21 protein-coding genes are annotated in these 23188 nt (G+C 57.9%); 14 read left to right on the top strand and 7 right to left on the bottom strand.

Going from position 1 to position 23188, the window contains the following annotated elements; translation table 11 throughout:
* Positions 1–499 precede the first annotated feature (499 nt).
* The gene (locus LVY75_04330; protein ID XAZ21185.1) at positions 500–1534 is read right to left on the bottom strand and encodes a phytanoyl-CoA dioxygenase family protein; all 1035 of its coding nucleotides are present in this window, start codon (positions 1532–1534) and stop codon (positions 500–502) included.
* A gap of 164 nt (positions 1535–1698) precedes the next feature.
* On the opposite strand from LVY75_04330, the gene LVY75_04325 reads away from it, so the two are divergent.
* The 5 genes from LVY75_04325 to LVY75_04305 all read left to right on the top strand — a co-directional run bounded on the left by LVY75_04325 (position 1699) and on the right by LVY75_04305 (position 7278).
* Complete coding sequence (locus tag LVY75_04325; protein ID XAZ21184.1) at positions 1699–2556, top strand: WecB/TagA/CpsF family glycosyltransferase; 858 nt, start codon at positions 1699–1701, stop codon at positions 2554–2556.
* 14 nt (positions 2557–2570) lie between these two features.
* Positions 2571–4058, top strand: coding sequence for a sugar transferase (locus tag LVY75_04320; protein ID XAZ21183.1), 1488 nt, complete (start codon positions 2571–2573; stop codon positions 4056–4058).
* 45 nt (positions 4059–4103) lie between these two features.
* Entirely contained in the window at positions 4104–5156 is a 1053-nt protein-coding gene (locus tag LVY75_04315) for an SDR family oxidoreductase (GenBank protein XAZ21182.1), read from the top strand.
* Positions 5157–5212: 56 nt separating this feature from the next.
* Positions 5213–6214 carry a glycosyltransferase family 8 protein gene (locus LVY75_04310; protein ID XAZ21181.1) on the top strand — a complete coding sequence of 334 codons (1002 nt, stop codon included), beginning with the start codon at positions 5213–5215 and terminating at the stop codon, positions 6212–6214.
* Positions 6215–6285: 71 nt separating this feature from the next.
* Positions 6286–7278 carry a glycosyltransferase gene (locus LVY75_04305; protein XAZ21180.1) on the top strand — a complete coding sequence of 331 codons (993 nt, stop codon included), beginning with the start codon at positions 6286–6288 and terminating at the stop codon, positions 7276–7278.
* Between the two features lie 296 nt (positions 7279–7574).
* On the opposite strand, the gene LVY75_04300 is transcribed toward LVY75_04305, so the two are convergent.
* Positions 7575–8363, bottom strand: coding sequence for a response regulator transcription factor (locus LVY75_04300; protein XAZ21179.1), 789 nt, complete (start codon positions 8361–8363; stop codon positions 7575–7577).
* Positions 8364–8919: 556 nt separating this feature from the next.
* On the opposite strand from LVY75_04300, the gene LVY75_04295 reads away from it, so the two are divergent.
* The 6 genes from LVY75_04295 to LVY75_04270 are packed head-to-tail and all read left to right on the top strand — an operon-like array spanning position 8920 to position 14451.
* On the top strand, positions 8920–9426 hold the full coding sequence (locus LVY75_04295; protein ID XAZ21324.1) for an N-acetyltransferase: 507 nt from the start codon (positions 8920–8922) through the stop codon (positions 9424–9426).
* Positions 9423–10460 carry a Gfo/Idh/MocA family oxidoreductase gene (locus tag LVY75_04290; GenBank protein XAZ21178.1) on the top strand — a complete coding sequence of 346 codons (1038 nt, stop codon included), beginning with the start codon at positions 9423–9425 and terminating at the stop codon, positions 10458–10460. Before LVY75_04295 ends, LVY75_04290 begins: the two co-directional genes overlap by 4 nt.
* Complete coding sequence (locus LVY75_04285) at positions 10457–11560, top strand: DegT/DnrJ/EryC1/StrS family aminotransferase (protein ID XAZ21177.1); 1104 nt, start codon at positions 10457–10459, stop codon at positions 11558–11560. Before LVY75_04290 ends, LVY75_04285 begins: the two co-directional genes overlap by 4 nt.
* Positions 11550–12269, top strand: coding sequence for an acyltransferase (locus tag LVY75_04280; GenBank protein ID XAZ21176.1), 720 nt, complete (start codon positions 11550–11552; stop codon positions 12267–12269). Before LVY75_04285 ends, LVY75_04280 begins: the two co-directional genes overlap by 11 nt.
* Positions 12266–13240, top strand: a complete 975-nt coding sequence (locus LVY75_04275) for an NAD-dependent epimerase/dehydratase family protein (GenBank protein ID XAZ21175.1) — start codon at positions 12266–12268, stop codon at positions 13238–13240. The genes LVY75_04280 and LVY75_04275 overlap by 4 nt, the downstream gene beginning before the upstream one ends.
* Positions 13237–14451: a DegT/DnrJ/EryC1/StrS family aminotransferase gene (locus tag LVY75_04270; protein XAZ21174.1), complete on the top strand. Its 1215-nt coding sequence runs from the start codon at positions 13237–13239 to the stop codon at positions 14449–14451. The genes LVY75_04275 and LVY75_04270 overlap by 4 nt, the downstream gene beginning before the upstream one ends.
* Positions 14452–14511: 60 nt before the next feature.
* Here the strand turns inward: LVY75_04270 and LVY75_04265 are convergent, their stop codons facing one another.
* From LVY75_04265 to LVY75_04245, 5 genes are all read right to left on the bottom strand, one after another.
* Positions 14512–16020: an O-antigen translocase gene (locus LVY75_04265; GenBank protein XAZ21173.1), complete on the bottom strand. Its 1509-nt coding sequence runs from the start codon at positions 16018–16020 to the stop codon at positions 14512–14514.
* A gap of 82 nt (positions 16021–16102) precedes the next feature.
* On the bottom strand, positions 16103–17413 hold the full coding sequence (locus LVY75_04260; protein ID XAZ21323.1) for a polysaccharide biosynthesis/export family protein: 1311 nt from the start codon (positions 17411–17413) through the stop codon (positions 16103–16105).
* 271 nt (positions 17414–17684) lie between these two features.
* Complete coding sequence (locus tag LVY75_04255; GenBank protein ID XAZ21322.1) at positions 17685–18221, bottom strand: OmpA family protein; 537 nt, start codon at positions 18219–18221, stop codon at positions 17685–17687.
* Between the two features lie 4 nt (positions 18222–18225).
* Entirely contained in the window at positions 18226–18897 is a 672-nt protein-coding gene (locus tag LVY75_04250) for a L,D-transpeptidase (protein ID XAZ21172.1), read from the bottom strand.
* Positions 18898–19208: 311 nt separating this feature from the next.
* Positions 19209–19382: a hypothetical protein gene (locus LVY75_04245; GenBank protein ID XAZ21171.1), complete on the bottom strand. Its 174-nt coding sequence runs from the start codon at positions 19380–19382 to the stop codon at positions 19209–19211.
* A 365-nt stretch (positions 19383–19747) separates the two neighbouring features.
* Between LVY75_04245 and LVY75_04240 the strand changes: the two genes are divergently transcribed.
* The 3 genes from LVY75_04240 to LVY75_04230 all read left to right on the top strand — a co-directional run bounded on the left by LVY75_04240 (position 19748) and on the right by LVY75_04230 (position 23174).
* Complete coding sequence (locus LVY75_04240; GenBank protein ID XAZ21170.1) at positions 19748–21472, top strand: penicillin-binding protein 2; 1725 nt, start codon at positions 19748–19750, stop codon at positions 21470–21472.
* Between the two features lie 108 nt (positions 21473–21580).
* Entirely contained in the window at positions 21581–22222 is a 642-nt protein-coding gene (locus tag LVY75_04235) for a TetR family transcriptional regulator (protein ID XAZ21169.1), read from the top strand.
* A 109-nt stretch (positions 22223–22331) separates the two neighbouring features.
* A complete protein-coding gene (locus LVY75_04230) occupies positions 22332–23174 on the top strand; it encodes a metallophosphoesterase (GenBank protein XAZ21168.1) in 843 nt (280 codons plus the stop codon).
* The last annotated feature ends 14 nt before the right edge of the window (positions 23175–23188 follow it).

Here is a 23188-nt window from a genome sequence, read left to right as displayed (position 1 = left end):
CAACCCTCTAAGCGTCAACTACGAACAATCAGCCTGCGCCGGAATCATTGCCTTATGTCACCAGATGCTACCGCCCAGCCATGGCCTTTGCGCTATGCATTCCTTTCCAAGCTACCGGTGATTGGACACGCGTAACATCTGCTCTTATTGGCAATCCCCTATCCCTTGGCCGTCAACCTTTGAGGGAGGGGGCCGCCGAAGACGTAGGCGTGCCGGGGTCCCTGGGTAGTGGGTGCATGCTTTAGGTGTAGATGCCGCCGCCATCGGGGTTAGTTCGTCGCGGATGGTCGGGATATGGTGAGGCTGTTTCGATATCGCCGGCCCATGTTGCCGTCGGCGGCAACGGTATCAAGATTGCGGTGACGCTAATCGAGAACGCCACGCCGTTCGCCGCCGACAGCGGTTCACCACGCGACGGGTGTGATCTTGCGCACCGTTTTGATGGTGCGCAGTCATAGGTCTGCAGACATTGAGGTCAGTGCCTGGCGGCCCGGCGCGGTTAGACTGGCGCCCCGATAATCGGCGGAACAATGTTGTTGGCGGCGAGCCGTGCCTGTACGTCCACACTGAGCGTTCCGCGAACACCGGGATGGCGATGGCGGCCTTCCTCGGCATAGGAGTAGGTTTCCGCATCCGACGGACCGAACGTCATGAAAACCGCGACGCGATCAGGCGTTCTGCCGAGCCGTCGAATGAATGCTCGCGTCACGGTGAATGCCTTCTGAACATCCAGCCGAAGCAGTGGACTGATCCGCTCGAAGAACCTGCGCAGGCTCTTGTCGATCAATGTCGGCATCTGTCCAGCATGTTCGATGCGCACGTCGAAGATGATCGCATCGCCCGCTCGCACGCCGAGCCCCTTTGCTGGCAGGCTCTGGACCAAACCCTTGAGGTGGGATCTTGGCCGTACCTTCAGCGTGGCGTTCGAGTTCTCGTCCTGGTCCTGCAGATAGAATGCGATCTTGTAGACCCTGAAGCTCTCGTCCGAGAAAATACTTCCGTCAACGCAGCGAGGATGGTGAGGGACGTCGTTGTGCCACGACGATGTAGTGTTGATCATGAGATCGCATTCGCCTGTAAGAACGACATCGAGCGGTCGCGTAATTTCCTTGAGGCGATTGAGGATTGCATCGGAAGTCATAAACCTGGCGATATCATCGACGACATACATGGCGTGAAGTTGGAATTTGCCGCCATACAGATATTTGCCGCCGGATCTTAGATACTGTTTGGCAACCTGCCGTAATCTTCCCACCTGCTCAGACGTCAGGACATTTCTGATGACGATATAGCCATCGGACGCCAAATCGTTCTGCAGCTGGCTGGTCGTGTTGGGGACCTTTGTAGGCCCTCCGGCGGGCATCGGTAATTCGTTTATTGAATTCACCCCTATTGAATTCATCATTGTCGCTCTCCCGACTTTGTCGCGCTCAAACCTCCCCAGCTTTGGCCGCGCTAAAGCGACTGTCTTCCGCGGTTCCGCGAAGGTCAAACCGCTCTTTTCGGGGTAACGCTTATCAAAAAGAGCAATCAAGCGTACCCCAGGGATACTGCCTTACTTCGAATATTGTAATTTATTTCTATGCGGAGCCAGAAATGTGAAGTCTTTCTACGTCCAATAGCTGGATCTGAAAGTATGGAGGCCGCGAGCTTGCCAGCATATTCTGACTACAGTTTCAGTTGGCAAAAGCGTAGGTCATGAGAAATTCACCGGCAGACAGAAACCAACCTTCGGTTCGTGATGTAAAGAGTTCCCTGAAGTGGACGAATGTCCTTGGTGTTCGAGTTTCCGCGGTCAATCTCAAGAGCGCGACCGGACTTATCCAAAAGGCAATTGAAGACGGCAGGAAGGAATATGTATGCGTTCGCGACGCACACGGTGTCGTGCGTTGTCAAAAGGATCCCGAGCTTCGGTCCATTCATAACCGGGCATTCCTCGTAACGCCTGACGGCATGCCGTTGGTATGGGCACTGAAACACGCTGGTCATGTTGAAAGTGACAGGGTTTACGGACCGGATCTCATGCTGTCCGTTTTCGATGCCGGCAGCTCCAAAGGTTTGCGCCACTTCCTTTACGGTGCGACAGCCGAAACGCTTGAGCAGCTGCAGGCGCGACTTCTCGCAAAATTTCCGCAAGCACGGATCGTTGGCTCCTACGCACCGCCTTTCCGCCAGCTGTCGATGCAAGAGGAGGCGGATATTGCCGACCGGCTCAATCGATCGGACGCCGATATCATCTGGGTCGGGCTGAGCAGCCCCAAGCAGGAGCTCTGGATGGCCCGCATGCGCGACCGTCTGGAGGCGCCGATGCTGATCGGTGTCGGCGCTGCCTTCGACTTCCACGCCGGCCTCAAGCGGCAGGCTCCAAGGGTCATTCAAAGAAGCGGCTTCGAATGGGCGTTTCGCCTCCTATGCGAGCCGCGACGGCTGTGGCGGCGTTACGCGCTCGTCGTGCCGACCTTCATCTCACTGACTGCCTTCCAGAGACTGGGCCTTCGGAAGTTCCCGATCGAAGACGCGGTTTCTGGATCGGGTGCGTCGGGACAAAGGCCGTAGAGGAGTAAAACATCATGTCCTCATTTGCGCCGTCAGCGATGACATCGGGTCCATCGAAGGCATCCGCCACAAATGACATGGCGTCGCGGGTAATTCCGACGGGTTCCGTGCCGCCGGTAGCAGCCAGGACCGCCGATCCTTCGGGACAGTCATGGCTAAATTCGCCCATTGCACGCCGGCTTCCTCGGCTTGCAACCTTGTCATTCCTCGTTGCGGGCGACATTGCAAGCTATCTGGTCGCTTACCTGGCTCTCCTGTCCTTTCTTCCTGGCGGCTCGGCGGGCACGGTGATGGAGCGTGCCTTCTGCCTCGCAGCGCTGGCGTCGATCGTTCTCTATGCGTCGGCCGGCCTCTATCCCGGATATCGGCTGCACGACCACGAACATCTGCGGCGGCGCACGATAGCGGCCCTCAAGGTGGCTGCCCTGACAGCATTCGGCGCAATCATCCTGCCTGAAGGGGACGGGATGCTGTTGGCCATCATTGGCTTTCTCGCCCTTGCACTAATTGTTCAGCCATTCATGCATTGGTTCGCACGAAGCCTGTGCTGGAGACTCGGAATTTGGGGGGAGCGCGCGGTGATCATAGGGGGGCGCAACCTCATCCCCGCGCTCATGGCGCATTTCCAGGACCATTGGCAGTATGGCATCAAGCCGGAGTACCTGTCCTCCGAGGCGTCGGAAACATCGCCTGATCGGGGTCCGTCCATTGCGCTGATTGCAGGGGACACTGGCTCGCTTGCGCTCGATCTGACCGCCTTGCGCCGGAAGTTCGCCGAAGTCATCCTCCTGTCTGACACGCCGAGCCTCAAGGTTAGCGGTTTGCGACCTGCGGATGTCGGCGGAGAGATCGGCATTCGCCTGACGGCAGCTGGGAGTTCGGTCAACTCGGACCTGGTTCGGCGGATACTCGATCTCGCCATCGCCATCCCGGCAACGATCGTGGTTTCGCCTTTCATCGCAATTGCGGCAGCCGCAATCTACGCCATCGATCCCGGGCCGGTCTTCTTCCGGCATACCAGGGAGGGGTTGTCCGGTAAGCCTGTGCACGTTCTGAAACTGAGGACGATGTATCAGGATGCTGAGCAGCGTCTCGAAGCATTGTTCCGTGAGAACCCTGCCATGCGGGCCGAGTGGTTGAGCCATTTCAAGCTCAAGGATGATCCACGCGTCCTGCCGGTTGTCGGACATCTCCTGCGCTCTTCGAGCTTCGACGAGCTCCCGCAGTTGGCGAACATCATTGCAGGTGAGATGGCCATCGTCGGACCGCGTCCTTTCCCGGAATATCATCTCCTGGCCATGGACGGTGAATTTAGAGACAAGCGCCGTTCCGTAACGCCGGGGCTCACGGGCCTCTGGCAGATATCCGAACGAAGCAATGCGGATATCGAGCTGCAGCAGCAACTCGACGAGTTCTACATCGACAACCGGTCCCTGTGGTTCGATTGCCAAATTCTTCTCAGCACAATTCCTGCGGTCTTCAAGCGCAGGGGAGCCTACTGACGATCCTCGCTTCTGCGGGGCAACCATCAACAACGGAGCACACCAATGCACGGACAAAAGCGAATTATGGTAACCGGCGGCACCGGCTTTCTGGGATCATTCCTGTGCGAAAGACTGTTGCGGGAAGGCAATGATGTTCTCGCGGTGGACAACTACTACACCGGATCGCGCGATAACGTGCTGCACCTTCTCGACGACCCACGGTTCGAGATCCTTCGCCACGATATTACCTTCCCGCTGTATGTAGAGGTCGACGAGATCTACAACCTCGCTTGTCCGGCATCTCCGGTCCACTATCAGGTCGATCCCGTTCAGACAGTCAAAACCAATGTGCACGGGGCCATCAATATGCTCGGCCTCGCCAAACGCACCAAGGCGAAGATCTTCCAGGCTTCCACAAGCGAAGTCTACGGCGATCCGGCAGTTCACCCTCAGCCCGAGGAGTATCGAGGCAGCGTCAATCCCATAGGGCCGCGGGCATGCTATGACGAGGGCAAGCGGTGTGCCGAAACATTGTTCTTCGACTACCATCGACAATACGGCGTGGAAATCCGGGTGGCGCGAATCTTCAATACCTACGGGCCGCGCATGCAGACCAATGACGGCCGCGTCGTCTCCAACTTTATCGTTCAGGCGCTTCAAAACGAGCCGATCACCATCTTTGGCAACGGCACGCAAACGCGCTCATTCTGCTACGTGGACGATCTGATTGAAGGCTTCATCCGTCTGATGGGCGCTCCGAATGGCGTTACCGGACCTATCAACCTCGGCAATCCCGGGGAATTCACGGTTCGGGAACTGGCGGAAATGGTGATCGAGATGACGGGTTCGAAATCAAGCATCGTTTACAAGCCGCTGCCAGTCGACGATCCGACGCAACGCAAGCCGGACATCAGTCGTGCAAAGCAGGACTTGGGCTGGCAGCCCACGGTGAACCTGCATGAAGGTCTTGAGAAGACGATCGCCTATTTCGAGTGGAAGCTCTCTGGCGGAACCAGGAGCATGCCTGGCGTCCGGACACCGCAACCGGCTTACACCCATCTGCCCACCCCGGCCGTCGGCATTCCCGTTCAGGAAGCCGCATCGATCGGGACGTGAACAGCAACGTCGATCATAAGGCGAAGCGCGTTTTTCGATGGGATGGTGCCGGAAACATGAATGTGCATAGCATACCAACAGGAGCCCCTGTGGGCGCAATACAGCGGTTAGGGCCAATCGTCTTTGCAGTCGACGCAGCCTATGCCGTTCCCTTGGCGACCGCTCTCAGATCGGTCGCCGAGAATAACAGAAGCGCATGGCCCCTGGATATCCATGTCATTCATGAGGGAATAGGCGAGGAAACCAAGCGGAGGATACTCGATTCTCTGCCGGCAAATTCGACAGTCATCCAGTGGCATCCCATCGGCACCCTGTCTTTCGCAAGCGGATTTTCGACGCGACCGGGCGTCTCGAAGATGACCTTTGCGAGGATCCTTCTGCCGCAGTTCCTTCCCGAGACCTGCAATCGGGCTTTGTATCTGGATGGCGACATCCTTGTGCTGGATGCGCTCGAACAGCTCTGGAATATCGATCTGGGTGAGGCCGTGATTGGCGCCGTGCCGGATTACTGGCTGGATAATGTGGTGAGCATCGGATCGGGTGGCACAGGCGGGCCTCGGGTCGAACGCTATTTCAACGCCGGCATCCTCCTTATCGACCTCGCAAAATGGCGGGCGGAGGGAATATCGGAGCGATCACTGGATTATCTCGATCGTTTTCCGACCACGGAATATTCGGATCAGGACGCCCTCAACGTCGCCTGTGCGGGAAAGTGGAAAGTCCTGGATCGCGCCTGGAATTTTCAGTTCGAGCCCACCCAGGTCATCGCCCGTATCGCGCTCGAACAGAAACTCGCGATCGTTCATTTCGTGACCAACGTGAAGCCCTGGAAATCAGGAAGCCTAAGTCCGAACGTTGCATTTTACGATACGTTTCGATCCCGGACCCGTTTCGCGCTCACGCATCGGGAACGCGTTCAGAGCAGCTTGAAGCGTGCAGGCTCCCGGCTGCTTGCCCGATCCGCGTTGTTGAGAGCTGTGTGGGCCTACACGAAATCGGCGATGCCAGCTCGCAATTCTACCTTGGCGCGAGTCAATCGAGGAGCAAAGCATACGTAAGCGTGAGACGACGCCGAATTCGGGTTCCATGAAATGCCCCGAACGAAACAATTGCCTGCGGAGGAACAAGTTTGCAACGTGTTGATGTCGTAATTCCCTGTTACAACTACGCTCATTTCCTGCAGGAATGTGTTGAAAGCGTTCTTTCACAGGCCGGCGTCGATGTGCGCGTGCTCATCCTCGACGATTGCTCGCCAGACAATACTCCGGAAGTCGGAATGGCCCTGGCATCCCGGGACAAACGGGTGACCTATCGGCGGCATGCAGTAAACAAACGCCACATCGCAACCTATAACGAAGGCATCGACTGGGCGGGCGGCGACTTGTTCCTGCTTCTCTCGGCAGATGATTATCTCTTGCCGGGCGCTCTGGCACGCGCGTCGGAGCTTATGAGCAATCAGCCTCATGTAGGATTCACGTTCGGGAACGCGCTGATAGCCGAGCCAGATGGCATCATAACCAAGCGCGTCGATCCTCTCGGCGGCAACAATATGCCCACCGTGCAGGTCATGTCCGGTCCGCAATTCATGCGGTTGAGTGGAGCAAACAACCTGGTTCCAACGCCGACGGCTGTCGTGAGAACGGCGTTGCAAAAGCAGGTTGGCGGTTATCATAAGGAACTGCCGCACACTGGCGATATGGAGATGTGGCTGCGGCTCGCATCACATGCCGAGGTCGGTTATATTAACGATGATCAAGCAGTATATCGCAGACATGCTTCGAATATGTCGCTGCAATACTATGGGCAAAGTATTCTTCCCGACCTCCGCCAAAGAAAACAGGCCTTCGATATTCTGTTCCGCCAAGGCGCGGACAGTCTCAGGAAAGATGAGAAACTAAGGCGCTTTCTCGCCAGAGATCTCGGAAAAGAGGCGCTTCGACTGGCCGGCATGGCATTCAATAATTTCGATGTCGCCACAGCCGTGGCCATTCAGCGCTTTGCTTTGGAGGTCTCTCCCGAAGTGCGAAATTCATTGCCCTGGATCAAGTTGGTCTGCAAACAGACCATCGGGCCTAAATACTGGTATGCATTGAATTCCATCGGGCGACGCGTCGCAGGATAACGGGGCAGATCTGACCGGTTCAGAGCCAGTCCACCTCTGCACGATAGATGACGGCAGCCACTGGCGGATCACCTCATTGCTGATATGCCATGGCGCGCAGGAATGTGCTGCAGTTCGCCGACATTTGACAACTGCGAACGCACTACGATGGCTCCAGGTATTCGGGGGGAGCGCCGTAGTTCCGAGGTGCTACAGCATCAAACAATTTCCCCGGAGGCGCATTTGGTCACGCCTCCGGGGACAATTTTGAACGACAATGTGCCGTCACATGTCAAAGCTTTACGCAGATCACAGCGTCAGCAGAGCGTCTTGTTCGCACTCGCGCCGGAAATACCATTCTGAAACAGGTCGTTGAGCTTGAACACAACTTCCGTTCTGTTCGTTGCTTTGACCTTTTTCATGATATTGCGAACATGGACTTTCACGGTGCTTTCTCGAAGATTGAGCTCGTAGGCGATGATTTTGTTCGCCTTTCCGCGCCGGAGCGCCTCCACAACTTCGGCCTGACGATCCGTGAAAATACCGGCCAACGGACGAGCTGTAGCGTTTCCGGATTCCAGCAAGTGACGCATGGCGAACAGTGTGCTGGCAGGAACAAAGACGCCACCCGCTACAGACAGCGCGATCAGTTCCATGCAGACGCTGATGCTGACCGAGGCGGGGATGTAACCCTTGGCCCCGTATTCGATCGCCCTTACGATTTGGCCGAAATCGTCGCTATCAGCCAGTATGATCACTGGTATCGCTCCGAACTCCGAAGCAAGGCTCCTGATTTGGCCCGAAACGGCGGGATCATCGATCTTCTTGCCGCCAATGTTCAGGAGAATTGCCGAAAGCGGCGGATATTCGTCGCATTTCTGCTTCCACTCCTCAACACTTCCGAAAGCCAGGATAAGCAGGTCCGTCTTGTAGGCAGCCATGCATTGCGCGAGGCACTGCCGATCAAGTTCGCGGTTGTCGAGGATCACCAAAGAATGCTTTGGTCTCGACTGTAAGCTCATTCCGGTTGAATTATTCTCTATCTTAAGTGGAAGAGCTACGTTTTCCTGCCTAAGGTCTAAATTTGGCACAAGCGCTGAATTCACTTCTTCATCCTCCCCAGCCGAGTTTCCCTACGCCCCAACAAAACCGAACACTCAAGCCCTTCAGATGTAAGGGTTTGGCAGCACTAAAGTAGGAACTAAATACCACAGTTTCTGTTATCTTAAACTAGCTAATATAGGCTAAGGGAGCAGATTAGTTCCATCGTAAGGTGTAAAGAAGACGTAATTCTTGGTATAAACTTATACGATACTCCGCGGTTCGCGGATTGGTTGATTGCGTTGCTCCCTGGTTACGAACCGAACCGCTAAACGTATGAAAATAATGCCCGCCTCCGGCGTATGACCGGAGCGCCTCCAGGCTTGCTCCATCACCAATGTTGATCGTTGACTATGAACTTGGGCGTACATCGTCCTAGGTAGATACGTCTTTAGGTGAATAAGCTTAGACGTTTTGTTTCTTTACTCCGATGATGAAAACAATTCTCTTTGAATAGAAGGAAATATTTGCTTCTTCGAAATGAAACCTTGGGCGCAATCACCTGATTGACGGTTTCATCTAGAAATCAGGGTTTGTGTGAAGAGTAAGGGGTGCATGCGTATGATTGCATCAGACGTAAGGCTGGATGATAGCAGTATCATCCATCATCGAGATCTCGTGAATCTCTATGGCTGCACGATCGGCGCGAGAACGCGCATCGGCACGTTCGTCGAAATCCAAAAAAACGTCCTTGTCGGAAAAGACTGCAAGATCTCCAGCCATTCCTTCATCTGCGAAGGCGTGACGCTGGAAGACGGTGTTTTCATCGGCCATGGGGTCATGTTCACCAATGACACGTACCCGCGCGCCGTTAATGCGGATGGCAGTCTGCAGACCGATACGGACTGGGTCGTCATCCCCACACTGGTCAAGCGTCATGCGTCGATCGGCAGCAATGCCACCATCCTGCCTGGCGTAACCATCGGAGAGGCGGCGCAGGTCGGTGCCGGGGCGGTTGTAACGAAGGATGTGCCTGACGGCGCCATTGTCGCGGGCGTTCCGGCCAGGATCACCGGTCACGTTCATGACCGGTCAGTTAACATGCAAGCGTTGGGAGGAATGCGATGATCGGCATTGCTGTTGTTGGATATGGGTATTGGGGCCCGAACCTGGTTCGTAACATCTCAGAAGCGGCAGGCGCCCAGCTTATTTCAGTCTGTGATCTCAATGTCGAACGGTTGGCGGCAGTTAAAAGCCGGTACCCGGCAGTGACGATCACTGACAATTTCGAAGAAGTCCTGCGCGACCCAAGAGTGGATGCAATCGCGATTGCGACGCCGGTCTTCACCCATTTCAAGCTCGCAATGAAGGCTATGATGGCCGGAAAGCATGTCTTCGTCGAGAAGCCGATGGCATCGACGGCGGAGGAAGCCTCCCGGATGGTCGAGGAAGCCGCGCGCCGGCGGCTGGTGCTGGCCGTGGATCACACCTTCGTTCACACTGGCGCCGTCCGCAAGATGCGCGAGCTGGTCGAGAATGGTCTGGGCGACATGTATTATTATGACTCCGTCCGGGTCAACCTGGGGCTCTTCCAGCACGATGTGAGCGTCATCTGGGATCTTGCGGTGCACGATCTCTCCATCCTGGACCATGTGGTGCAGGAAAGGCCGGTGGCCGTTTCTGCGACCGGCATGAGCCATGTGCTCGGAGAGCCGGAGAACATTGCGTACCTGACGCTGTTCTTCGAGAGCAAGCTCATCGCCCATATCCACGTCAACTGGCTGGCGCCCGTCAAGGTACGGCGCACGCTGATCGGTGGCAGCAATCAGATGGTCGTCTACGACGATCTGGAGCCCAGTGAAAAGATCAAGGTTTACGACAAGGGCATCACGCTGAATCCCAATTCTCAGGCCTATGGCGAGAAGGTGCATCAGATGATGGTCGGCTACCGCAGCGGCGACATGTGGGCACCGAAGCTCGATATGACCGAAGCATTGAAGCGCGAACTGGATCAGTTCGTCGAGTGCATCGAGCAAAACTCGCGACCGATCACGGACGGCCAGGCCGGGCTGCGTGTGGTTCGCATCCTTGAAGCCGCAAGCCGGTCGCTCGCCCAGCGCGGTCGTATCATAGAGCTCGAAGAGGCGAGGCGAATTGCATGATCCCCTTTCTGGACCTCAAAGCGCAATACCAGTCGATTAAAAGCGAAATCGACGCCGCCGTGCTCGGTGTACTGGCGTCAGGGCAATACATACTGGGAGAGGAAGTCGTTCGTCTCGAGCAGGAGTTCGCCGATTTTTGCAACGTCAAGCATGCGATCGCTGTCAATACCGGGACGAGTGCGCTGCATCTGTCCCTCCTTGCGGCGGGCGTCGGACCGGGTGATGAAGTCATCACCGTGCCATTCACCTTCGTCGCGACGGTATCGGCGATCTGCTATGCAGGTGCGCGTCCAGTCTTCGTCGATGTGGAGCCTACGACGCTCACGATGGATGCGGCCCAGCTCGAGGCAAAGATTACGTCCCGGACCAAGGCCATTATTCCCGTCCACCTTTACGGCCAGATGGCCGATATGGACGCGATCAAGGCGATAGCCGACCATTACCGGATACCGATCATCGAAGACGCCTGCCAGGCGCATGGTGCTCGCTACAAGGGCGCGCGAGCCGGCAGCATCGGCACATCCGGCTGCTTCAGCTTCTATCCGGGCAAGAACCTCGGTGCTTGCGGCGAGGGAGGTATCGTTGTCACGAACAGCGACGATCAGGCCAAGACGATGCGCATGCTGCGCGACTGGGGTCAGGAGCAGCGCTATCATCATCTGCTGAAGGGTTTCAACTACCGCATGGACGCCATCCAGGGCGCCATCCTGCGAATCAAACTGCGGCATCTCGAAACCTGGACCGAAGCACGCCGCACACATGGTCGCCGCTACTCCTCGCTGCTTGCGCGAGCCAAACATTTGAATACGCCGATCGAGGCAGCGGAGCGGCGCCACGTCTACCATGTCTATGCCATCCGAAGCAGCGATCGCGATGTGCTTCAGCGCACGCTCACTGCGGAAGGCATTCAGTCCGGGCTGCATTATCCGATCCCTGTTCATCTGCAAAAGGCCCACGCCGATCTCGGCCACCAGGCCGGCGATTTCCCGGTCTCGGAGGCCGCGGCACGGGAGGTCCTCTCGCTGCCGATCTATCCCGAGATGCCCGCTTGGCATGTCGACCAGGTGGCCGCCGCGCTGGAGTATGCTTATGTCAGCTAGTCGTGCGGGCGAGGCCAGGGTCGTGCAGGCGGTCCATGGCCGGCATGAAAGGCCGGCGGATCCTGCCCATCACGCCGGGTTGGCCGAAGAGCTCAGGCAATCATACGGGCGCGCCGGTCTGATCGAGCTCTATGGTCGCTTCGCGAGCGGCGATGGTGTCGTCGATACCCTGATGCGGAAGGCCATCTGGCAAGCCATTGCGCGCAGCTGCGGCACAGGGTTGCAGGTTGCGGGCGGGGCCGGTTTCAAACATCCAGAAACGTTCGAAATCGGCAATGGCGTCTTCATCGGCGCCCAGGCCTATATCCAGGGGCGCTTCGACGGCACGTGCGTGATCGGCGACAATGTGTGGATCGGTCCGATGGCCTATTTCGACGCGCGCGACCTGGTGATCGAAGATTGTGTCGGCTGGGGCCCGGGTGCCAAGGTGCTTGGCTCGGCCCACACGGCACTCCCGGTTGATGTGCCGATCATCCGTACGGATCTCGAAATCAAACCGGTCCGCATCGGCGCATGGGCCGATATCGGAACGAACGCGACCATTCTTCCCGGCGTGACAATCGGGAAGGGGGCGATCGTCGGAGCAGGTGCAGTCGTCGTCTCCGATGTCGAGCCATTCTCAGTCGTCGCCGGGGTGCCGGCGAAGTTCATACGCTGGCGCACGGAAGCCGATCCTGTGCTGGATATATCGCGTGGAGGAAAATCGTGAGAAATCAACGGGTGCTCATTACCGGTGGAGCGGGCCTGATCGGGTCGCATATTGCCGATCTCGTCGCATTGGAAAAACCGCGTGAGATCATCATTCTCGACAACTTCGTGCGCGGACGTCGGGACAATCTCAGCACGGCGATAGCCGGCGGGGCCATTAACATCATCGAGGGAGATATCCGCGACAGAGCGCTGCTCGCAAAAACCTTCGAGGGCGTCGACATCGTTTTTCATCAGGCGGCCATCCGCATCACGCAATGCGCGGAAGATCCCCGGCTCGCCTTCGATGTTCTGGCCGAAGGCACGTTCAATGTCCTAGAGGCCGCCGTCAAGGCAGGCGTGTCGAAGGTCGTCGCTGCCTCCTCGGCCTCGGTGCTTGGTTTGGCCGAGAGCTTTCCGACCACTGAAGCGCACCATCCCTATAACAACCGGACGATCTACGGTGCGGCCAAGACGTTCAACGAGGGGCTGCTTCGCAGCTTCGCGGAGATGTATGGCCTGCGCTACGTGGCGCTGCGTTATTTTAACGTCTACGGGCCACGAATGGACGTTTATGGTGCCTATACAGAGGTGCTGATCCGCTGGATGGAGCGCCTGGCGGCCGGAATGCCGCCTCTCGTCTATGGAGACGGTAGCCAGACCATGGACTTCGTCGATGCACGCGACATCGCCCGGGCAAACCTGCTGGCTGCGAAGAGCGACGTTACGGATGAAGTATTCAATGTCGCTAGCGGCCGGGAAATAAGCCTTCTGGAACTCGCACAGATGCTGAGCAGCATCATGGGAGTTTCGCTCGAACCGCAGCATAAAGAGGCACGTGCGGTCAACGGTGTAACTCGCCGTCTTGCAGACATCAGCAAGGCCGAGAAGCTTCTGGGCTTCAAAGCTGAAATATCAATGGAGCAAGGGCTTCGCGACCTTGTCGCCTGGTGGCAGCTGAAGACTGCTGGAGCAGGAGGTCAAGCTGCATGAGCCCGTCGCCATCTACAATTCCGGTCGCCAAGCCCGTTCTTGGGGAGGAGGAGGCCGAGGCTGCGCGCCGCGTGATACTGTCAGGATGGGTGACGCAGGGGCCGGAAGTTGCGGCTTTCGAGAGTGAATTTGCCGCCTTTGTCGGCGCCGCGCATGCCTGCGCTGTTTCCAACTGCACGACTGCGCTGCATCTCGCCCTGAAGGCGGTGGGGGTCAATGCCGGCGATGAAGTCATCACGGTCAGCCATTCGTTCATCGCCACCGCGAATGCCGTTCGATACTGTGATGGAGTGCCTGTTTTCGTCGACATCGAAGCGGATGGCTACAATATCGATGCCAGCCTGATCGAAGGGGCGATCACACCCCGCACCAAAGCAATTCTCTGCGTGCATCAGCTCGGCATGCCTTGCGATCTGCGCTCGATCGTGGAGATCGGCAAGCGTCATCAGATACCGGTTATCGAGGATGCGGCTTGCGCGACAGGAAGCGAGATCCTCTGGGACGGGCGATGGGAAAAGATCGGCAAAGCGCATGGCGACATTGCCTGCTTTTCCTTCCATCCCCGGAAGGTCGTCACGACGGGTGATGGCGGCATGTTGACGACAGCCAATCCCGAGTATGACCGAAAATTCCGGCTATGGCGTCAGCACGGCATGAGTGTCACTGATGCCGTTCGTCACGGCTCGAAACAGGTCATCTTCGAAGACTATGACGAAATGGGCTACAACTACCGTATGACCGACCTTCAGGCTGCCGTCGGGCGCGAGCAGTTGCGGCGGCTGCCGGGCCTGATTGCACAGCGGAGGCTGCTTGCGGAGCAATATCGTGAGCGCCTGTCCGCTATTCCCGGGTTGTCGCCTGTCGAGCCGCGCTGGGCTCGCAGCAACTGGCAGAGCTTCTGTGTGAGATTGCCTGAAACGGTGGATCAACGGGCGATTATGCAAGCCCTCCTCGATCAGGGGATTTCAACGCGGCGCGGCGTCATGAACATCCATCTTGAGGGGGCCTATTCCGATCGGAACTCGCATCGTGCCGCCACAAGCCTGATGAGAAGCGCATCAGCGCAGCAGCAAACAATCATCCTGCCGCTTTATGCTCAGATGACGGAACTCGACATCGCACGTGTTGTCGAGGCACTTCGCGGGGCACTTGCTGAAGCTGTGACCGCCGAGGTGCATGTACAACGCGATTTGGACGTCGCTCTGGCCTGACAGGCTATTGCTGTCTGCATAAAGAACAATGCGCGCATCGCCTGATGCGCGCATTGTTCTTTATGCAGACTTCGCGATCCATCCCCGAATGATTGCTGGCACGGATTCTGGCGGAAGCAGCTCGACCAGCATGCGCAGAGAATAGAGCCCGGTGAGAGCCACAGCGACGGAGCCCATCACGGTCGCCGGCCAAAGCGGCAGGACAGAGAATGCCAGGAAAACCAGCCCCGAGACAGGCAGGAAAAGCAAAGCGTGCCTGCGATTGGCGGGAGACCAGCGGAAGCCGGTAAGCTTCCGCACGATCACGTAGATCAGGATGCTGTGCCACACATAGAGCCCGAAAAAGGCCATGCCGGCTCCGGGGGTGCCGAGCAGTGATACGAAGAGCCAGGCGAGCCCTACATGCACGACTGCGGCCGCTACCTCAGTCCAGAAGAAAATCGCCTGGGTACGCTTCGCGACGACAATGAAACCCATTGGCCACGAGATGATCCGCAGCATCATGCCGAGGCAGATCCAGCGCAAGAGATCCACGGCCCCGTGAAATTCCGCGGAATAGAACAAGCTCATCATGAGCGGCGCCAGGGTCAGTGTGGCGAGCAGACCGGGACCGGCCAGCAGCATGCTGATTTCCGCCTGCTCGTTGACCAGGCGATTGCATTCGGCATTGTTGTCCGCCGCCGCTGTCAGGCGCGGATAGAAGTCCGTTCCCATCGCCTGCAGGATGAAGCCGGCGTAAAGACCACCAAGGCCCCAGGCCGCCTGATACAATCCCGCCGCCATGACGCCGCCTTCCTTCAGCACGATGAGGCGGATGGCATAGGCTGCGCCAAAGGTCAGAAGCCCGCTTGCCATGAAGACGAAGCCGAGCCTGAGCAGCGCCGACACTTCGCCGCCGAACTGGCGTACAGGCATGGGCGTGGGGTGTGAATAAATCCGCCGGCTGTACCACCAGGTCGGCAGGATTGAGGCGGCCGCGATTACCACAAGAGACGGTGCGATCGCCTGTAAGCCGAACAGATAGATCAGCGGAATGCTGATCGCCGTGCCTAGAAGCCCGGCATACACGTTGATGCGTGCTAGATCGGCAATGCCTCGTAGGCCTTGGATCAAGGCAGTCTGCCCTGCGGAGACCAGTCGAAAGAAGATTGCCAGAGACAGCAACGCAATGCCGCCTGCATGCTGGTAGTCGCCGAAGGTGAAATTCGAGACCGGGAATGCCAGCGCGGCGAGAAGGAGCGCGCCAAGCAATCCGAGCACAAGCGATATGCGTCTAAGTACTGTCGCGGATCGTGCGATCCTTTCAGCGTCATCAGTGCCCGCAGCTTCGGCAATCTGGCGCACGCCGCTGCTGCCGACGCCGAGCCCGGCGACCGCCTGCGCGATATCGAGGATCGACCCGTAAAGGCCCATGAGCCCCACGCCTTCCGGGCCGAGAAGAACAGCCATGGCTTTGTTTCTGATAATGCTGAGGGCGACGTTGACGAGCGAGGAACCGCCCATCAGCATGGTCGACTTCAGAATCTGGGTGTAGGTTTGGCTGCTGCTCGGGGTCATGCGCAAAGTCATCGGACGCCCCTGGCCTGTATCTCGTGATGGCGCTCAACCTTCCGCAGAAGACAGCTTGGCTGCGGCACATGCTTCTCGCGCATCACCGGCTTACCTGGCTGATATGCGCCTCTGTCTGGACAGGCAGGCCAGCGGCGTCTTCGGATGCCGCTTCTGCCATACGTGCCTGGGTTACCTTGACCACGTCACCCGGTGCCAGTTCGGTCGTTTCGGATGCCTGGAATTCTTCGACCTGTCCGTTGTCGCGACGGCTCACGGTGAAGGTCAGCGGAAGTTCTTCGCCGCGCTCATTCATGTTGCCGCTGCTGGCGAGTTCTTCGAGGAGCAGTTGCTGCGTCGTGTCGCGCTTGAGTTTCAGCTGATCGAGATTGGCCTTCTCCAACTGTACTTCGGAAGCGACTTCACTCCGGCGCGTGTCGGAAAGACCCTCGAGATTGCGCGTCGTCTCGTTGATCGCCTGACGCCCCCGCATAATCGCTGTGACAAGATCCAGCTTGTCTGACCGGTAGGTGGTGAGCAACCGTTCCAGGTCCATCTGGCGGGCGGTGATGGTGAGGCCTTTCTCGACCAGCGTCTTGACGCTGGTCAGCTGTTCCTCGACTGACTGGATATTGTCATCCGAACCCTTCAGCTTTTCCTCCAGCGTATCGATTTCCGCCTTCAGGAGATCGCGCAATTCGACGAGTGCCGTCGACTGCCTTTCCAGTGCACTTGCGCGAGCCTGAAATATGACCCGCTCTTCGTCATGGATACTGGCGGCATATTGCTGGTCGGTGACCGGCGGCTGATCGAAGGTTATCTCCTTTGCTCCAGCCATCTCCGCTTGCAGCCGCGCGAGCTTTGCGGAGCTGCGCAGCAGTGAATGATCGATTTCCCGCAGGTCGCCGGCAAGCGTGATCGTCTGCGATCTTTGCCGTGCCGCCGGCCGCAGCGGGCCGCCGCTCATGGCCAGGGATTGCAGGACGCTGAGACCAGACCGGAACTTGTATTCCCCCGGGGTCGTTACGTCTCCCACGACGTAAACGGACGGATAGTCGAGAACGTCGATCGTGACTGCAGGTGTCTGGGCCAAACCCATTTTATCCTGCAGGCGCTTGGCGATTTCCCTTGTCAGTCCGGCGTTGTCGAGATTTCCGACGGACAGCGAACCCAGAAAAGGCAGGGAGACTGCGCCCTCATTCGAAATTGTATATTCGCCGCCGATCGCATCCCATCGCTCAAACGCGCCTTTGGATGGCATCCATTGGACGACCGTCAGGCGGATTTTTGTTTGCGGAGCAAAGGGCGCGCTGTCGGCGAGAGCGGACGACGCCACGCCGGTGAGGAGGACGAGTGCGCTAACGGCAAACGTCGCACGAAAGAACATGCGAGGAACGCGGTACGAGAGCTTCATATACATGTCCAGCCTGCAAAGCATCCTTAAGCGGATACAGGTTCAATGCCTTAGACGCTGCGCGCACGCCGGACACCAGGTCCGAGGCCGCAGCACCAGTTTGCAGCCTGGGGAAGGCTTGAGGAAGATGAAGGCCGGATGTTTAGCTTCATCACTATTGATGAGATAGGGTAGGTTGCTTCAACCCAAATCGAGCCGGGACATAAGTTGCCGGCTCGCGAAAATTGGTTGGAGGCGTGACTTCCTCGCGGGTGTCCTGAACGAATTGCAATCAGGTCGCGTCGCGCTCGGTACGCAGGTTGGCGACGACGCGCCGGTTCTGCACCTTGCAGGAACGTTCCGTGCAGTCGCGGACCTCGCGATCTGCGCCGTAACCCTTGGCCCACATGCGTCCGGCGTCGACGCCCTTGGAAACGAGATAGGTCATGACGGCATCGGCGCGCTGCTGCGACAAGGTCTTCATTTTCGCCTCCGAACCGGAATCGTCGGCAAATCCCTGCAGCTTGATCTGCCAGCTGGGATTCCGGCTCAGCCAGGCAGCCTGGTTGTCGAGCGTAGTCATGGCGACGGTATCGAGCTTGGCGGAATCTTGCGTGAAGTAGACCCGCCGCCCGACATTGAGGATGAAATCCTCTTCGCTGCCGGCTTTGACGTTCTCAAAACCGGGCGCAGGATCGTTAGTCTGACCGGTCAACGGCGCCGCCGGAGGTTCTTCCACGGAGGCGATATCTGTGGTGCTGCAGGCTGCGAGTGCCAAAAGCAAGGCCGCGGCGGCGAGACGCTTCGTATATCCAGACATCAAGGTAATTTCCTCATTCGGCCGGAGTTGCCTGGCTGACTTCGGCGGGTGGCGCCTGGTCGGCAATATGCGGGAGGACCTGCACGGCGGTGCCGATCGGACAACGCTGGTAAAGATCGATGGCGTCTTCGTTGAACATGCGGATGCAGCCGCTAGAGGCATCCTTGCCGATGCTCCAGGGCTCAAGCGTGCCGTGGAAGCGATAGCCGGTATCGACACCGTCACGATGCAGGTACATGGCCCGGGGGCCGAGCGGGTTCTTCGGCGAGCCCCCGGCTACGAATTCGGGCAATTCAGGATGGCGCTTGCGCATCTCAGGTGGCGGTGTCCAGCGTGGCCAGAGCGATTTGCTGTCGATAGTAGCGCGGCCAAACCATTTGAAGCCCTCTCGGCCGACGCCGACGCCGTAGCGGATGGCTGTCTTGTTCTCCATGATCAAGTAGAGAAAATGGTGGCGCGTATCGACAACGACCGTGCCGATCGGCTCGCTACTGAAATATCTGACAACCTGGCGATGCCATTGCTTGTCGATCTTGGCGAAGTTGGTCGCTCGGAACGTCACGCCATTATCGACGGCAGTTCCAGCAAAATAGGAAGCCGCCTGGGCAAAGGCCGGCTTCTGTACGGCGGCGGTGCCAAGTAATGTCAATCCGCCAAGCAAGATATCCCTGCGTGTCCACACCATCGGCCGTATCCCCCTCAAAGCCAAGAAGCGCGGTGCCAGTAAAACAGATTTTTCATTTGCGACAACACAAAACTCTTCTCATCCCCTGTTGCTTGAGGCTGAGTTGCTTGTGTTCAGGCTATAAATCGTTCCAATCGTTACTCGATAGAGGTGTCCCTATAGCCATCTGCATAACAGGACCAAGGGCGGGTAACGGTCGGAAAGACACGGATCGCTTCCGCACATACAGCGTGCAGAACATCGACATCTCGGTGGTCGACGCCCAAAGGCTGATCGACGCCTGAATTTAACGGAAGTCCGGTTGTCGATAATTACCAAGCCGTTCGGGCGGTGCTGAGTGCGAACGTATGGGAGGAAGTAACCAGGGCGACGTGAGTCTTGACCGAAACGGCACAATTTCCCGGATAGGAGAGGTTGTGCTGGATCAGGTGTTTGAGCAGCTCATCGGCGTTGCGCTTTTCAGTCAGCGGAAATGTCACAGTCATATGCGTTCCTCCTGGGAGCAAATTGACCTTCGGAAGAGAAGTTAGGCCTGATTTCTTTTGCGCTGCAACAAGAAAATTTTAACTGTAAAATTAAAATCGATTAGCTTTTGAAGTCGCTATTTTAAAATCGTTTTAAATCCCGCAGCGTCTTTTGGTGCGGGGCAGCGCAGCGCTGCGACAAAATGCACGCAGCCGGATAAGGCCTTGTTAACCATCCAGGCTTCAGATGGAGGGAAGTTTAAACGTTCTACCAGAGCCGTGTGAATCTGTTCCGCCGCGTAGGGCTTTAAATCCGCACATACACTCGAGAGTCGATGCCGACGGGCGGGTTATGCGCTGGTGCGTTCTGTTCTTGGTGTGTGTCAATGTCGATCATTCATAATATCAGCGTGAGAAGTGGTCGGTTGGTAAAGCTCACATTCGAATCTGCTCCCTTTACTCGGGCCGCCCGAAAGACGGCCGGAACGGCACGTCAGGCGCGAAGCCGTATCGTCACTCTCGCGACCGTTCTCGGCATCGTCTACGTCGGAATGTTTGGCAAGCTGATCTATTATGGCGTTGCCGTCGACACGACCACATCGAGCATTCCGCCAAATCCGATCATGGCCTCCAGACCTGATATTCTCGACCGCAACGGCGAGCTTCTGGCGACGGATATCCGCACCGTGTCGATGTTTGCCGAGCCGAGCCATATGGTCGATGTCGACGAAGCGGTTGAGAAGCTCACGCAACTCTTCCCGGAGCTCGACCGAAAGACACTCTATCAAAAGCTGTCGGACAAACGTTCACAATTCACCTGGCTGCGTCGCCAGCTGACGCCGAAGCAGCAAAACGAGGTTCTGGCTCTCGGCCTTCCCGCGATCGGTTTCCGCCCGGAAGTGAAGCGCTTCTATCCTGGCGGGCGAACGGCGGCTCACATTCTCGGCTATGTCGATATTGACAACAAAGGCATGGCCGGCATGGAGAAATATCTCGACATGCAGGGTCTTTCCGATCTGGAATCGACGGGGCTTGCAGTGCGCGAAAACCTGGAGCCGGTGAAGCTGTCGATTGATATTCGCGCGCAGAATGTCGTTCATGATGTCGTCACCGACGCAATCACCACCTACAAGGGCAAGGCGGCCGGCGCCGTCATCCTCGATGTCCATACCGGTGAGGTGCTCGCCATGGCGTCCGCCCCCGATTTCGATCCGAATGACCCGCAGGCGACTGGCAGCGAAGGCTGGCTGAACCGCATGTCGAACGGCACTTTCGAAATGGGCTCGACTTTCAAGACCTTCTCGATGGCATTGGCGCTCGACAGCGGCACGGTGAAACTCTCCGACAGCTTCGACGCCACGGGGCCGCTGCACTACGGCGGCTTCACCATTCACGATGACCATGACGTGCCGCGCCGCTGGCTCACCATTCCGGAAATCTTCCGCTATTCCTCCAATATCGGCACGGCGAGGATGATGGATCTGGTCGGCATGGATCGGCAGAAGGATTATCTGACCCGCTTCGGCCTCCTGAGCAAGATGCAGACGGAGTTGCCGGAAGTGAAGACGCCGACGCAGCCGAAGGTCTGGAAGAAGATCAACTCGATCACGATCTCCTTCGGCCATGGTGTCGCGACCACGCCGCTGCAGACAGCTGTTGCCGGTGCCGCGCTCGTGGATGGCGGCGAGCTCATAGAGCCGACTTTCCTGCCGCGCTCCGCCGAGGAAGCCGCGAAAACCGAGCAGCAGATCGTCAAGAAAAGTACCAGCGACACGATCCGCTATCTCTTCAAGCTCAACGGCGAACAGGGCTCGGGGCGCACCGCCGACGTGCCCGGCTTCCATGTCGGCGGCAAGACAGGCACGGCAAACAAGGTCGTGAACGGCCATTATTCGCATACGCTGAGTTTCAACGCCTATCTGGCGGCCTTCCCGATCGATGCCCCGAAATATGTCGTGCTGTCCTTCATCGACGAACCATTGACCGGCCAGCACGGGCTTACCTTCGCGACGAATACGGCAGCCCCGATGGTGCATGACATCATCAGTCGCGTCGCACCGATCCTCGGCGTCGAACCGGATTTCGGGCAGAACCTGCTGGCCTCATATTGAGGCCGTACCAGACGCTATCCGGTAACGCAGGCTATTCGACTTTCATCATTTTGCGTCATCCGGGCTACATACTTGCAGTCTAGGTCATTGGCTGGAGGTGCGCGCCTCATGTCCAATCGAACGAACGTCACTGCAAAACGCCTGATGGATGCCTGCGAGCTGCTGCTTTGCGAGGCACATGCCCTCGAAGAGCTGACGGCGCGCCGGATCGCGATCCGGGCGCAGGCGACGCCTTCGGCGATCGCCTATCATTTCGGATCCCAGGAAGAATTGATCACCGCGGTTGCGGAACGTGTCTATCGCCGACTGAACGCCGAGCGCCTGAGCCTGCTGCAGAAAGCTATCGACCGGCGGGCGCCAAATCCGCCTGATATCGACGAGGTGATAGCAGCCCTTGTCGGCCCTTCGATCCGCTGGGCAACCGATCCGACTTCGAGCTATCCCGTGCTGTCTCACTTCACCTCGATGGCGCACAGCCACCGTGAAGGCGCGCCTTTCTACCGTCGCATCATCGAGGATGTCGAACATCACCGGGCCTTCATTCCGCAATTGAAGCGGATCGCGCCCTGGCTCGACGAAGTGGATATCGGCTGGCGGATGAACTGCGCACTGGGCATCCGTTCGCAGGTCACCCGCAGCCGACAGCGCACCGAGGTTCTGACCAATCATCAGATGGACCTCGACAATCCGGACGTCGTCATCGCGCGAATGGTAGAGGTGATTGCGCCGATGTTCCGAAGGGTCTCCTGACGTCGGCGGATCAGGTCCGGGCGGCTTTCGAACAGCATTCGAAATCCGTCACGCCTGCGAAACACGCTCCTTCTATCGGTTCTTGCGAGAACTGTCAGGGAGCCATCCGATGCGCCGCGAAACTACTTTCATTCATCTGACCGACCTGCACATCGGCACCGCCGATGACGATCATCTTTATAGCGATACGACTGAGACGCTCAGTCAAGTGCTCGATCTGGTCGCAACGGTGACGCCCAGGCCGCAATTCGTGGTCGCCAGCGGCGACCTCACCAACCGCGGCGATGCGGACAGTTTCCGCCGGTTGAAGGAGATCATGGATGCGCGGGTCGACGTGCCGGTTATCTATGCGCTCGGCAATCACGATACGCGCGCCGGCTTCTACGAGGGCATGGGCATTGCAACTGAAGATCCGGACGCCCCTTACGATCACGATGTCGTCGTCGACGGCATTCACATCGTCACGATCGATTCCTCCACGCCGGGGCTGATCGGCGGCACGATCGATCCGGAGCAGTTCGACTGGCTGGCCTCGACGCTGGACACGCATCCCGACCTGCCGAAGCTGATCGTCGTTCATCATCCGCCGGCTCTGGGTGAAGAACCTGACGCAACTCACTGGCGTACCATTCATTTTCCGCAGTCTGAGCGCTTCCGCACGCTGCTCATGGGCCGCAACATCATCGGTATCCTCAGCGGTCACATCCATCACGACCGTGTTTCGGTCTGGCACGGCATCCCCGTGGTCGTCGGCACCGGCCAGCATGCGGCGACCGACATTCTGCGCACGGATATTTTGCGCATGGTGCGGGGCGCCTCCTTCGGCATTGGCACGATCCGTCCGTCCGGGCTCACAATGGCCTTCGTGCCACTGCCGTCCGACCGCGCCGAACTCAACACCTATCCGCTCGAAATGCTGATGGCGCGGGCCGTTCCCGTCGCCGCCGAATAAACGTCAGGAGGCAT

This window comes from Sinorhizobium sp. B11 (genome assembly GCA_039725955.1).
Lineage (GTDB): Bacteria > Pseudomonadota > Alphaproteobacteria > Rhizobiales > Rhizobiaceae > Rhizobium.
Note: the sequence above shows the minus strand (reverse complement) of the source record. Positions and strands in the feature narration are given on the sequence as shown.

What these genes read in the sequence shown, in the direction of transcription:
- LVY75_04290 (XAZ21178.1), top strand. Translation starts at nt 9,423, where the DNA reads ATGATCGGCATTGCTGTTGTTGGATATGGGTATTGGGGCCCGAACCTG.
- LVY75_04245 (XAZ21171.1), bottom strand. Translation starts at nt 19,382, where the DNA reads ATGACTGTGACATTTCCGCTGACTGAAAAGCGCAACGCCGATGAGCTG.
- LVY75_04240 (XAZ21170.1), top strand. Translation starts at nt 19,748, where the DNA reads ATGTCGATCATTCATAATATCAGCGTGAGAAGTGGTCGGTTGGTAAAG.
- LVY75_04320 (XAZ21183.1), top strand. Translation starts at nt 2,571, where the DNA reads ATGTCCTCATTTGCGCCGTCAGCGATGACATCGGGTCCATCGAAGGCA.
- LVY75_04280 (XAZ21176.1), top strand. Translation starts at nt 11,550, where the DNA reads ATGTCAGCTAGTCGTGCGGGCGAGGCCAGGGTCGTGCAGGCGGTCCAT.
- LVY75_04270 (XAZ21174.1), top strand. Translation starts at nt 13,237, where the DNA reads ATGAGCCCGTCGCCATCTACAATTCCGGTCGCCAAGCCCGTTCTTGGG.
- LVY75_04260 (XAZ21323.1), bottom strand. Translation starts at nt 17,413, where the DNA reads ATGAAGCTCTCGTACCGCGTTCCTCGCATGTTCTTTCGTGCGACGTTT.
- LVY75_04235 (XAZ21169.1), top strand. Translation starts at nt 21,581, where the DNA reads ATGTCCAATCGAACGAACGTCACTGCAAAACGCCTGATGGATGCCTGC.
- LVY75_04230 (XAZ21168.1), top strand. Translation starts at nt 22,332, where the DNA reads ATGCGCCGCGAAACTACTTTCATTCATCTGACCGACCTGCACATCGGC.
- LVY75_04295 (XAZ21324.1), top strand. Translation starts at nt 8,920, where the DNA reads ATGATTGCATCAGACGTAAGGCTGGATGATAGCAGTATCATCCATCAT.
- LVY75_04315 (XAZ21182.1), top strand. Translation starts at nt 4,104, where the DNA reads ATGCACGGACAAAAGCGAATTATGGTAACCGGCGGCACCGGCTTTCTG.
- LVY75_04325 (XAZ21184.1), top strand. Translation starts at nt 1,699, where the DNA reads ATGAGAAATTCACCGGCAGACAGAAACCAACCTTCGGTTCGTGATGTA.
- LVY75_04285 (XAZ21177.1), top strand. Translation starts at nt 10,457, where the DNA reads ATGATCCCCTTTCTGGACCTCAAAGCGCAATACCAGTCGATTAAAAGC.
- LVY75_04310 (XAZ21181.1), top strand. Translation starts at nt 5,213, where the DNA reads ATGAATGTGCATAGCATACCAACAGGAGCCCCTGTGGGCGCAATACAG.
- LVY75_04265 (XAZ21173.1), bottom strand. Translation starts at nt 16,020, where the DNA reads ATGACTTTGCGCATGACCCCGAGCAGCAGCCAAACCTACACCCAGATT.
- LVY75_04250 (XAZ21172.1), bottom strand. Translation starts at nt 18,897, where the DNA reads ATGGTGTGGACACGCAGGGATATCTTGCTTGGCGGATTGACATTACTT.